We start from the raw sequence: 11,899 nt of genomic DNA, 5'->3' as shown, positions 1-11,899 counted from the left end.
ATGAGCGACGCGCTGCCGTACCGCCCGAAGGCGGGGGAGATCCCGACCGATCCCGGTGTCTATCGATTCCGCGACGCGGATCGTCGCGTGCTGTACGTGGGCAAGGCGAAGAACCTCCGCGCACGGCTCTCGAACTACTTCGCCCCGCTGCGCACGCTGCACGAGCGAACGCGGCGCATGGTCACCACGGCCTCGTCCGTCGAATGGACCGTGGTCGGCAACGACGTGGAGGCGCTGCAACTCGAGTACACGTGGATCAAGGAGTTCGACCCGCCGTTCAACGTCAAGTACCGTGACGACAAGTCGTACCCGTACCTCGCCGTCACCCTGGCCGACGAGGCGCCACGCGCGATCGTGACCCGGCGCAGCGGAATCCCCGGGGCGCGATACTTCGGGCCGTACCCCAAGGTCTGGGCGGTCAACGAGACCCTCGAGCTGCTGTTGAAGCTGTTCCCCATCCGCACCTGCAAGGACTCCGACTACCGGCGGGCGATCGCCTCCGGCCGGCCGTGCTTCGCCGGCCAGATCGGGCGCTGCTTCGGCCCCTGCTCCGGCACCGTGACCATCGAGGAGCACCGCGCCAACGTCGACCGCTTCGTCGCCTTCATGACGAACCAGGACCGTCGCATCCTCGACGAGCTCTCGCACCAGATGCTCGAGGCATCCGCTCGCCTCGAGTTCGAGACCGCCGCCCGTCGGCGCGACCAGCTGCAGGCGGCGACGCAGTTCTTCGAGAAGAGCGCCGTCGTGCTGCGCGACGACGTCGATGTCGACGTGTTCGGCATCGAGCACGACGAGCTGGCCGCCGCGGTCCAGATGTTCGTCGTTCGGGGCGGTCGCGTCCGCGGCGTCCACTCCTGGACCGTCGACAAGGAGCTCGACCTTCCGCTCGGCGAGCTCGTCGACTCCGTCGTGCAGAACGCGTATGGGGCCGACCTGCGACCGGGGCGCGAGGTCATCGTCCCAGAGCTTCCCGACGACGCCGACGCGCTCCAGACCTGGCTGAGCGAACGCGCCGAGCGCAAGGTCCGCCTGAAGGCGGCGCAACGCGGCGACAAGGCGGCGCTCCTCGCGACGGCGACGCAGAACGCGAAGCAGTCCCTCATGCTCTACAAGACCCGTCGCAGCGCAGATTTCACGACCCGGTCGCGAGCCCTCGAAGACATCCAGGAAGCGCTCGGCATGGCCGATGCGCCCCTCCGCATCGAATGCTTCGACGTGTCGCACCTGAGCGGCACGAACATCGTCGCGTCGATGGTCGTCTTCGAAGACGGCCTGCCCCGAAAGGACGAGTACCGCCGCTTCACCGTCGCGGAGTCGACCGACGACACCGACTCGATCCACCAGGTCCTCACAAGGCGGCTCGCATACCTGACGGGCGCCGAACCGGGGGAGGGGCGGGCCGCGGGCGACCCCTCCTCGACGACGATCGAGGCCGAAACCACGGAGCCGGGATCGACCCGGCGTTCGAAGTTCTCGTACCGCCCGAACCTCCTCGTCGTCGACGGCGGCCAGCCGCAGGTCGAGGCCGCGGCCCGAGCCCTCGAGGAGTCGGGCGTCGAGGGCATCTACCTCTGCGGCATCGCGAAGCGACTCGAGGAGATCTGGACCCCCGACGCCGACTATCCCGTCATCCTCCCGCGCAACAGCGATGCGCTGTTCCTCTTCCAGCGGGTCCGCGACGAGGCGCACCGCTTCGCGATCACGCACCAGCGCCAGCGGCGCAAGCGAGACATCTCCTCGGTGCTCGCCGAGATCCCCGGACTCGGCCCCACCCGCATCAAGGTGCTGCTGCGCCACTTCGGGTCGGTGAAGCGCCTGCGCCAGGCATCCGTCGACGAGATCTCGGGCGTCGACGGCTTCGGCCCGACGCTCGCGCTGGTCGTGCACGGCCATCTTCGCTCCGGAGCGGGATCGCAAGCCGGGTAGGCTGGGGTGTCGAGTGCGCGGAAGGGGAACCGAGACGATGGCGACCGAGTTCGAGCACCAGGAGATGTTGATCGTCACCGGCATGTCGGGTGCCGGGCGCTCGACCGTCGGCAACGCCCTCGAAGACCTCGGGTGGTACGTGGTCGACAACCTCCCGCCGCAGATGCTGCGGCCCCTCGTCGACCTGGTCGAGCGAGCCGGCGCATCCCTGCCGCGCATCGCCGCCGTCGTCGACATTCGCGGGCGCGACTTCTTCGCCGAACTGCGCGAGATCATCCAGGCCCTGAGAACCGGCGTGAACGTTCGCGTCGTGTTCCTCGATGCCACCGACGCCGTGCTCGTGCGTCGCTTCGAGGCCGTCCGGCGCCCGCACCCGCTGCAGGGCACCGGCACCCTGCTCGACGGCATCGGCGCCGAGCGCTCGCGCCTGGCCGAGCTGCGCGAAGCGGCCGACCTCGTCGTCGACACGTCCGAGTTGAACATCCACCAGCTCGCGAACCTCATCACCGCGACCTTCGCCGAGGCCGGACGCGCCGGGGTGCAGGTCACGCTCCTGAGCTTCGGATTCAAGTACGGGCTGCCGACGGATGCCGACCTCGTGGCCGACGCCCGCTTCCTGCCGAACCCGTTCTGGGTCTCGGAGCTGCGGAACCTGACCGGCGAGGACCCGGCCGTGTCCGACTTCGTGCTCGCGCAGGAGGGCGCTCGGGAGTTCATCGACGCCTATGTCACGGCGCTCACCCCGGTGCTGGCCGGATACCAGCGCGAGAACAAGGGCCACGCCACCATCGCGGTCGGATGCACCGGTGGCAAGCACCGCTCGGTCGCCGTCGTGCGGGAGCTCGCCGACCGCCTCGCCGGTGTGCCCGGCATCGCCGTGAGCCTGCGCCATCGCGACCTCGGTCGCGAATGAGCCGGCCCACCCAGGATCAGCGTTTTCCGGGGCGAGGGCCCCACACACCCAGAGGAAGGATCACGAGGTGGCATTGACCGCGGATGTGAAAGAAGAGCTCGCGCGCGTCGAGGTGTCCAAGACCAGCGTCCGAGCGGCTGAGCTCGCGTCGGTGCTGCGCTTCGCCGGGGGACTGCACATCATCTCGAGTCGCATCGCGATCGAGGCCGAGCTCGACTCCCCGACCACTGCGAAGCGGGTCACGAAGGACCTCGGCGAGCTCTACGGCGTTCGACCCGACGTCTCGGTCATCGCGCCGTCCGGCATCCGGCGCACGAACCAGTTCCTGCTCCGCGTCATCGAGGGCGGCGAGACGCTCGCACGCCAGACGGGCCTGCTCGATGCTCGACGTCGCCCCGTGCGGGGGCTTCCGAACAAGCTGACGACCGGTTCGCGCGACGAGGTCGCCGCGGTCTGGCGCGGTGCGTTCCTGGCCCACGGGAGCCTGACCGATCCCGGTCGATCGGCGGCACTGGAGATCACCTGCCCCGGCAACGAGACGGCCATGGCCCTCGTCGGCGCGGCCGGACGGCTCGGCATCTCCGCGAAGGCGCGCGAGGTGCGCGGCGTGCACCGCGTCGTCATCCGCGACGGCGAGGCGATCAGCGCGATGCTCTCGCTCATGGGCGCCAGCTCCACGGTGCGCAACTGGGAGGAACTGCGCCAACGTCGAGAGGTCCGCGCGACGGCCAACCGCCTCGTGAACTTCGACGACGCGAACCTGCGACGTTCGGCCCAGGCCGCGGTCGCCGCGTGTGCACGCGTCCAACGGGCGATGGAACTGCTGGGCGATGACATCCCCGATCACCTGAAGTACGCCGGCGAACTCCGCCTCGCCCACCGCGAGGCCAGCCTCGACGAGCTGGGCCACCACGCCGACCCGCCCATGACGAAGGACGCCGTCGCGGGCCGCATCCGCCGCCTGCTGGCGATGGCCGACAACCGCGCGGCCGCGCTCGGCGTGCCGGGCACCGAGGCCAGCCTCCCGGCCGATCTCGACGACGTCTGAGCCCTCCCGAGGCAGGCGCTGCGCCGATGACGGATGCCCCGGCATCCGTCGTGCCGTGCTGCCCTCGGCGGCACGTCATCCGGCGTCAACCCCCGAGCACGACGCCCGGTGGCGGGCATAGACTCGAATGCGCAGCCGCGGAACACCGGGCAGAGGCCCGGAACGCCCGGCATCTGACAAGGAGAAGCAATGGCTGACTACACCCTCCCCGATCTCGCCTACGACTACGCGGCACTCGAGCCGGCGATCAGCGGCACGATCATGGAGCTGCACCACTCGAAGCACCACCAGGCATACGTGACGGGTGCGAACACCGCGCTCGCACAGCTCGCCGAGGCGCGCGAGACGGGCAACCTCGCCAACGTGAACAAGCTCGAGAAGGACCTCGCGTTCAACCTCGGCGGCCACGTGAACCACTCGATCTTCTGGACGAACCTCTCGCCCGACGGCGGCGACAAGCCGACCGGCGACCTCGCCGCCGCGATCGACGACCAGTTCGGTTCGTTCGACAAGTTCCAGGCGCACTTCACCGCGACCGCGCTCGGCGTGCAGGGCTCCGGATGGGCCGTCCTCGCGTGGGACACGCTCGGCCAGCGCCTGATCATCGTGCAGTTCTTCGACCAGCAGGGCAACCTCCCGGCCGGCATCCTCCCGCTGCTCATGCTCGACGTCTGGGAGCACGCCTACTACCTCGACTACCGCAATGTGCGGGCCGACTACGTGAAGGCGTTCTGGAGCATCGCGAACTGGGACAACGTGCAGAAGCGCTTCGCCGCAGCAAACGAGAAGACCTCAGGGCTGCTGCTACTGTCGTAATCGTTGGCGGTGTCCTCGGGTGCCGCCCGGGGACACCGCCGTCCGATCATTCCCAAAAACCGCGCACGTGCGCACCGTCAATTCAGGAGACATCCGTGTCTGTAAAGATCGGCATCAACGGCTTCGGCCGCATCGGCCGCAATTACTTCCGCGCTGCACTCGCCCAGGGCGCAGACATCGAGATCGTTGCGGTCAACGACCTCACCGACAACAAGACGCTCGCGCACCTGCTCAAGTACGACTCCATCACGGGCCGACTCGACGCGACCGTCGACTACGACGACGACAACATCATCGTCAACGGCACCGCCATCAAGGCCTTCGCGGAGCGCGACCCCGCGAACCTCCCGTGGGGCGAGCTCGGCGTCGACATCGTCATCGAGTCGACCGGCTTCTTCACCAAGGCCGCCGACGCCCGCAAGCACATCGAGGCCGGTGCCAAGAAGGTGCTCATCTCGGCTCCCGCGACCGACGAGGACGCCACGTTCGTCATGGGCGTCAACGAGCACGAGTACGACCCCGCCACGCACCACATCATCTCGAACGCGTCGTGCACCACGAACTGCCTCGCCCCGCTCGCGAAGGTCTTCAACGACACGTTCGGCATCGAGCACGGCCTCATGACGACGGTTCACGCCTACACGGCAGACCAGAACCTGCAGGACGGCCCGCACAAGGACCTCCGCCGCGCCCGCGCCGCAGCGATCAACATCGTTCCCACCTCGACCGGTGCGGCGAAGGCGATCGGTCTCGTGCTCCCCGAGCTCATCGGCAAGCTCGACGGCTTCGCGCTCCGCGTGCCGGTTCCCACCGGTTCGATCACCGACCTCACGGTGACCACCAAGAACCCGGTCACGGTCGACGAGATCAAGGCGGCGTACAAGGCTGCCGCCGAGGGCCCCATGAAGGGCATCCTCAAGTACACCGAAGACGACATCGTCTCCAGCGACATCGTGACCGACCCGCACTCGTCGATCTTCGACGCCGGACTCGTGCGCGTCATCGGCAACCAGGTGAAGCTCTCGAGCTGGTACGACAACGAGTGGGGTTACTCCAACCGCCTCGTCGACCTGACCGAGTACGTCGCCGAACGTCTCTGAATCGAGTCATCGTGACCCTGCGAACGATCGAAAGCCTCGGTTCGCTCGCCGGTACACGCATCGTCGTCCGTTGTGACCTCAACGTTCCTCTCAAGGACGGGGTCATCACGGACGACGGTCGTGTTCGGGCGTCGCTGCCGACACTCACCGCGCTGACCGATCAGGGTGCCAAGGTGGTCGTGGTCTCGCACCTCGGCCGCCCCGAGGGCGCTCCCGACGCGAGATACAGCCTGGCCCCCGTCGCGGCGCGCCTCGGCGAGCTCGTCGACGTCCCGGTCGGCTTCGCGTCCGACACCGTCGGGCCCGACGCGACCGCGAAGGTCGCCGCACTCGGCGACGGCGAGATCCTGGTGCTCGAGAACCTTCGGTTCAACCCGGGGGAGACCTCGAAGAACGAGGCGGAGCGCACCGCGTTCGCCGGCGAGCTCGCCGGGTTCGCCGACAAGGTGGTCTCCGACGGTTTCGGCGTGGTCCACCGCAAGCAGGCCAGCGTGTTCGAGCTCGAAGAGCTCCGTCCGAGCGCGGCCGGCCTGCTGATCGCGTCCGAACTCGACGTGCTCGACCGCCTCACCGAGAAGCCGGAGCGTCCCTACGCGGTCGTCCTCGGCGGCTCGAAGGTGTCCGACAAGCTCGGCGTCATCGCGCACCTGCTTCCCCGGGTCGACACGCTGCTCATCGGCGGCGGCATGCTCTTCACCTTCCTCGCGGCCCAGGGTCACGAGGTCGGCTCGAGCCTGCTCGAGGCCGACCAGATCGAGACCGTGAAGGGCTACCTCGCCGAAGCGGCCGAACGCGGCGTCAAGATCGTGCTTCCGACGGATGTCGTCGTGGCCGCGTCGTTCTCGGCCGATGCCGAGCACGTGGTCACGGCAGCCGATGCCATCGAGGACACCCCATTCGGTTCCTCCGGCCTCGGCCTCGACATCGGGCCCGAGACGGCGGCAGCATTCGCCGAGCACATCCGCTCGTCGAAGACGGTGTTCTGGAACGGCCCGATGGGCGTGTTCGAGCTCGCGCCGTTCGCGGCGGGCACTCGCGCGGTCGCGCAGGCGCTCACCGAGGTCGACGGCCTCAGCGTCGTCGGCGGCGGCGACTCCGCGGCGGCCGTGCGCCAGCTCGGGTTCGCCGACGACCAGTTCGGACACATCTCGACCGGCGGCGGCGCAAGCCTCGAGTTCCTCGAGGGCAAGAAACTTCCCGGACTGGAGGTCCTCGGATGGCAGTGAAGCGTACCCCGTTCATCGCGGGCAACTGGAAGATGAACCTCGACCACCTGCAGTCGATCGCCTTCGTGCAGAAGCTCGCCTGGTCGTTGGCCGACGCGAAGCACGACCCGGCCGACGCCGAGGTCGCGGTGTTCCCGCCGTTCACCGACATCCGCTCGGTGCAGACCCTCGTCTCGGCCGATTCGCTCCCGATCGCCTACGGCGCCCAGGACGTCTCGGCTCACGACTCAGGGGCGTACACCGGTGAGATCTCCGGCGCGTTCCTCGCGAAGCTCGACTGCGCGTACGTGATCGTCGGACACTCCGAGCGGCGCACGCTGCACGGAGAGACCGATGCCGACATCAACGCCAAGGTCCTCGCGTCGCACCGCCACGGCATCGTGCCCGTGGTGTGCGTGGGCGAGACCGCGGAGGACCTCGAGGCGCACGGCCCGAGCGCGGTTCCCGTCGCGCAGCTGAAGGCGGCGCTCGACGGCGTCGACGCGTCGAAGGGACTCGTCGTCGCCTACGAGCCGGTCTGGGCCATCGGGTCCGGGCAGGCCGCGACGCCGCAGCAGGCGGAACAGGTCTGCGAGGCGCTCCGCGTCGTCCTGCGAGAACTCTTCGGCGACGACGTCGCGGATGCCACGCGCATCCTCTACGGCGGCTCGGTGAAGGCGGCGAACATCGCCTCCTTCCTCCGCGAGCCCAACGTCGACGGCGCCCTCGTCGGCGGTGCGAGCCTCGACATCGACGAGTTCTCCAGCATCGTCCGATTCAAGAAGCACGTCGGCGCGTGAACACCACGGCGGGGCCGGGAGCGCGTGCTTCCGGCCCCGCCGCGTTCCGCCCGCTATACTCGATTGTCGGCACCGACCCCCTCTGTCGTGCCCGGAAAGGTTCACCGTGGAGATTCTCCAGGTCGTCCTGCAGGTGCTGCTCGGTATCACGAGCCTCCTGCTGACGCTGCTCATCCTGCTGCACAAGGGCCGCGGCGGCGGTCTGTCCGACATGTTCGGCGGCGGCGTCACGTCCAGCCTCGGAGCCTCCGGTGTCGCCGAGCGCAACCTCAATCGCATCACCGTGATCCTCGGACTGGTGTGGGTGACGTGCATCGTGGTGCTCGGACTCATCACCAAGTTCGACAGCGGCCTCGGACTCTGACGGGAACACCATGGCATCAGGCAATAGCGCCATCCGTGGCTCGCGCGTCGGCGCGGGCCCCATGGGCGAACAGGACCGAGGCTTCCACGCCGACCGCGTTGCGGTGAGCTACTGGGACGCGCAGGGAAACGAGACGGTGCGGTACTTCGCCGCGAACCTGCCCGCAGAGGAGATCCCCGAGACGATCGACAGCCCGTCGACGGGACTTCCCGCGGGTCGCGACAAGGAGAACCCGCCGTCGGTCTCCAAGCTCGAGCCGTACAAGACGCACCTCGCCTACGTGAAGGAGCGTCGCTCCGACGAGGAGGCCGCAGCGCTGCTCGACGAGGCACTCACGCAGCTGCGCACCCGCCGTGGGCAGGCACCCAAGGACTGATCCGTCGTGGTGTCCCTGACCGGATGCCGCGCATACGACGAAGGGGCGAGCCGCAAGGCTCGCCCCTTCGTCGTACGGTCGACTCAGTAGTCGCGCGCGATGAGTTCCTCCGGAACCTCGGCTGCGGCATCCGAGTCGACGAAGAACACCGTGCGGCGACGGCCCTTGATGCCGGCGACTGGAACCTCGTCACGACTCGCCCCCGCCAGCGCGAGCCCGAGCGCGGACGCCTTGTCGGCTCCGGCCAGCACGAGCCAGATGCGCTGGGACGCGTTGATGACCGGGCGCGTGAGGCTCAGGCGCTCGGGCGGCGGCTTCGGTGAGTTGCGGACCGCGATCACCGGACGGTCGGTCACCTGGATGCCGGAACGATGCGGGAACAGCGACGCGATGTGCCCGTCGGGCCCGACACCGAGGAACGTGATGTCGAAGGCCGGCGCGTCTTCGCCGTCGCCATGCGCCGCGAGCTCCTTCGCATACGCGTCGGCGGCCTCGTCGAGGCTGAGGCCCGCGTCGGATGCCGCGAAACGATGCACGTTGGCTGCCGGCAGGTCGAGGTCGTCGAGCAACGCGTCGTCGGCCACGCGGTCGTTGCGGTCCGCGTCACCGGCGGGGAGCCAACGCTCGTCACCCCACCAGAAGTGCACGCGCGACCAGTCGATGCTGGTTCGAGCCGGCGATGCCGCCACCGACGAGAGGACCGCGCCGGCCATCGACCCGCCGGTCAGCACGACGTGCGCGACCGGCTGGTCGTCGAGGATGTCGAGCATCTTCGTGATGAACCGCGCGGACACCGAGCTCGCGAGTGCACCCTTGTCGGGGTGCACGAGGACGCGGCGTTCGTTGGTCATGCGGTGGCTCCTTCGCCCTCGGTCGTGCCGAGCAGCGCGAGGCCGCCCCTGATCACCTCACCGTACAGTTCATCGGGGTCGAGGCGGCGCAACTCGTCGGCCAGGCAGTCGCGGAGATTGCGACGCGGAAGCGCGACGTCGTGCAACGGCTGGCCGGGCTGACGAAGCGTCGCGACGCCGGGGACGTCGCGGATGAGCTCGACGATGCCGCTCGCGCGTTCGAGCCGTACGCCGTGGATGCCGTGGGAGCCCTCTTCGACGGGCGTGAGCTCGTAGTCGGTCGGCGTGTCCAGCTGGAGCCGGAGCCAGGCGGCGAGGAGGGTCGTCGAGGGGGAGTCGACGGCGCCCGTGACGCTCACCCTGGTGATCTCCTCGTACGGCGGCTGGTCCAGCACTGCGGCGAGCTGAGCGCGCCACAAGGTCAGCCGCGTCCATGCGAAGTCCGCGTCGCCGGGGGTGTAGCTCTCGGCGAGGGACTTCAGGGCGCCCTGAGGATCGGGCTGGGCCGAGGCATCCGTGATGCGACGCTGGGCGATGCGGCCCAGCGGCGACGTGCCGGGCACCTCGGGCGCAGAGCCCGGCCACCACGTCACGACCGGCGCATCGGGAAGCAGGAGCGCCATGACGAGGCTCTCCTCGTCACGGGCGACCGCGCCCTGCGCGCGCAGGACGATGACCTCGCTCGCGCCCGCATCGCCGCCGACGCGGATCTCCGCGTCGAGGCGCGGCGCGGTTCCGGCCGGCTCGTCGGGATCGGTGGCCACGACGATGACGCGCATCGGGTGCTCGCGCGACGCGTCGTTCGCGGCCTCGATCGCCTCCTCCTCGATGCCGGGGTTCGCGGCGATGACGAGGGTGAGTACGCGTCCGAGCGCGACCACGCCGTTCTCCTCGCGGATCTTCACGAGGGACTTGGACACCTTGCTGGTCGTGGTGTCGGGAAGGTCGACGATCACGGGCGCCTCCAGGTTCGGCCGTCGCGGGCGAGCAGGGCGTCGGCGGATGCCGGGCCCCACGTGCCGGGTCGGTACTGCTCGGGCTGGCCCTGCGTGGACCAGAACTCCTCGATCGGGTCGAGGATCTTCCAGGAGAGCTCGACCTCCTCCTGGCGGGGGAAGAGGGGCGGGTCGCCCAGGAGCACGTCGAGGATGAGTCGTTCGTACGCCTCGGGGCTCGCCTCGGTGAACGCGTGGCCGTAGCCGAAGTCCATGGTGACGTCGCGCACCTGCATGCCCGCGCCGGGCACCTTGGAGCCGAACCGGATGGTCACGCCCTCGTCGGGCTGCACGCGGATGACGAGTGCGTTCTCACCGAGCTGCGAGGTCTGGCTGTCGGCGAAGAGCTGCTGCGGTGCACGCTTGAACACCACGGCGATCTCGGTGACGCGACGGCCGAGGCGCTTGCCCGCACGAAGGTAGAACGGGACTCCGGCCCATCGGCGGGTGCCGATGGTCAGCTTCATCGCCGCGTAGGTCTCGGTGAGCGACTCGGGGTTCATGCCGTCCTCGTCGAGGAAGCCGACGACCTCCTCGCCGCCCTGCCAGCCGCCGGAGTACTGCCCGCGGGCCGTGCCCTCGGCGAGGTTCTCGGGAAGGCGGACGGCCGCGAGGATCTTCTCCTTCTCCGACCGCAGGTCGGCGGCGTCGAACGAGATCGGCTCCTCCATGGCAGTGAGCGCGAGCAGCTGGAGCAGGTGGTTCTGGATGACGTCGCGCGCCGCGCCGATGCCGTCGTAGTAGCCCGCGCGGCCCCCGACGCCGATGTCCTCGGCCATCGTGATCTGCACGTGGTCGACGAAGTTCGCATTCCAGATGGGCTCGTAGAGCTGGTTCGCGAAGCGGAGGGCCAGGATGTTCTGGACCGTCTCCTTGCCGAGGTAGTGGTCGATGCGGAACACCGAGTCGGGCGGGAAGACCGAGGCGACGACGTCGTTCAGCTCGCGGGCCGTCTTGAGATCGGAGCCGAACGGCTTCTCGATGACGACGCGACGCCACTGGGAGTCGCGCTGCTCGGTCAGGCCCGACCGCTTCAGCTGCTCGGTGACGAGCGGGAAGGACTTCGGCGGGATCGAGAGGTAGAACGCGTGGTTGCCCATCGTGCCGCGATCGGTGTCGAGGGTCTCGACGACCTTGCGCAGACGATCGAACGCGTCGTCGTCGTCGAAGTCGCCCTGCACGAAGCGGATGCCGCGTGCGAGCTGCTTCCAGACGTCTTCGCGGAACTCGGTGCGCGCGTACTGCCGCACCGAGTCGTGGACGACCTGCTCGAAGTCCTCGTCGGCCCAGTTTCGGCGTGCGAATCCGACGAGCGCGAAGCCCGGCGGGAGCAGTCCGCGGTTCGCCAGGTCGTAGACGGCCGGCATCAGCTTCTTGCGCGACAGGTCGCCGGTCACGCCGAAGATGATGAGGCTGGAGGGACCGGCGATGCGATTGAGTCGGTAGTCCTTCGAGGACCGCAGCGGGTTCTCCGTTGCGGAGATGTGTGCCGGAGGCATGTG

12 protein-coding genes are annotated in these 11,899 nt (G+C 68.9%); 9 read left to right on the top strand and 3 right to left on the bottom strand.

Annotation, left to right across the window (positions count from 1 at the left end):
- From uvrC to ACR3IO_RS18205, 9 genes are all read left to right on the top strand, one after another.
- Positions 1-1,929 carry an excinuclease ABC subunit UvrC gene (uvrC, locus tag ACR3IO_RS18245; RefSeq protein ID WP_434072650.1) on the top strand — a complete coding sequence of 643 codons (1,929 nt, stop codon included), beginning with the start codon at positions 1-3 and terminating at the stop codon, positions 1,927-1,929.
- 37 nt (positions 1,930-1,966) lie between these two features.
- Positions 1,967-2,842: an RNase adapter RapZ gene (gene rapZ / locus ACR3IO_RS18240; protein WP_434072649.1), complete on the top strand. Its 876-nt coding sequence runs from the start codon at positions 1,967-1,969 to the stop codon at positions 2,840-2,842.
- A gap of 67 nt (positions 2,843-2,909) precedes the next feature.
- Complete coding sequence (gene whiA / locus ACR3IO_RS18235; RefSeq protein WP_434072648.1) at positions 2,910-3,890, top strand: DNA-binding protein WhiA; 981 nt, start codon at positions 2,910-2,912, stop codon at positions 3,888-3,890.
- Between the two features lie 189 nt (positions 3,891-4,079).
- Entirely contained in the window at positions 4,080-4,706 is a 627-nt protein-coding gene (locus ACR3IO_RS18230; protein WP_434072647.1) for a superoxide dismutase, read from the top strand.
- A 95-nt stretch (positions 4,707-4,801) separates the two neighbouring features.
- Positions 4,802-5,806: a type I glyceraldehyde-3-phosphate dehydrogenase gene (gene gap, locus ACR3IO_RS18225; protein ID WP_434072646.1), complete on the top strand. Its 1,005-nt coding sequence runs from the start codon at positions 4,802-4,804 to the stop codon at positions 5,804-5,806.
- Between the two features lie 11 nt (positions 5,807-5,817).
- On the top strand, positions 5,818-7,032 hold the full coding sequence (locus ACR3IO_RS18220; protein ID WP_434072645.1) for a phosphoglycerate kinase: 1,215 nt from the start codon (positions 5,818-5,820) through the stop codon (positions 7,030-7,032).
- Positions 7,023-7,811 (top strand): triose-phosphate isomerase, encoded by a 789-nt coding sequence (gene tpiA, locus ACR3IO_RS18215; RefSeq protein WP_434072644.1) that lies wholly within the window; start codon positions 7,023-7,025, stop codon positions 7,809-7,811. Before ACR3IO_RS18220 ends, tpiA begins: the two co-directional genes overlap by 10 nt.
- Positions 7,812-7,917: 106 nt before the next feature.
- The gene (gene secG, locus ACR3IO_RS18210; protein WP_434072643.1) at positions 7,918-8,175 is read left to right on the top strand and encodes a preprotein translocase subunit SecG; all 258 of its coding nucleotides are present in this window, start codon (positions 7,918-7,920) and stop codon (positions 8,173-8,175) included.
- A gap of 10 nt (positions 8,176-8,185) precedes the next feature.
- Entirely contained in the window at positions 8,186-8,551 is a 366-nt protein-coding gene (locus ACR3IO_RS18205; RefSeq protein WP_434072642.1) for an RNA polymerase-binding protein RbpA, read from the top strand.
- 83 nt (positions 8,552-8,634) lie between these two features.
- Here the strand turns inward: ACR3IO_RS18205 and pgl are convergent, their stop codons facing one another.
- The 3 genes from pgl to zwf are packed head-to-tail and all read right to left on the bottom strand — an operon-like array spanning position 8,635 to position 11,896.
- The gene (gene pgl / locus ACR3IO_RS18200) at positions 8,635-9,402 is read right to left on the bottom strand and encodes a 6-phosphogluconolactonase (protein WP_434072641.1); all 768 of its coding nucleotides are present in this window, start codon (positions 9,400-9,402) and stop codon (positions 8,635-8,637) included.
- Positions 9,399-10,358, bottom strand: coding sequence for a glucose-6-phosphate dehydrogenase assembly protein OpcA (locus ACR3IO_RS18195; RefSeq protein WP_434072640.1), 960 nt, complete (start codon positions 10,356-10,358; stop codon positions 9,399-9,401). Before ACR3IO_RS18195 ends, pgl begins: the two co-directional genes overlap by 4 nt.
- Positions 10,355-11,896, bottom strand: coding sequence for a glucose-6-phosphate dehydrogenase (zwf, locus tag ACR3IO_RS18190; RefSeq protein ID WP_434072639.1), 1,542 nt, complete (start codon positions 11,894-11,896; stop codon positions 10,355-10,357). The genes ACR3IO_RS18195 and zwf overlap by 4 nt, the downstream gene beginning before the upstream one ends.
- Positions 11,897-11,899: the final 3 nt, after the last annotated feature.

The organism is Agromyces sp. Marseille-Q5079 (genome assembly GCF_051016555.1).
Classification (GTDB): domain Bacteria; phylum Actinomycetota; class Actinomycetes; order Actinomycetales; family Microbacteriaceae; genus Agromyces.
The sequence above is the reverse complement of the archived record's forward strand: the minus strand, read 5'-3'. Positions and strand labels throughout refer to the sequence as shown.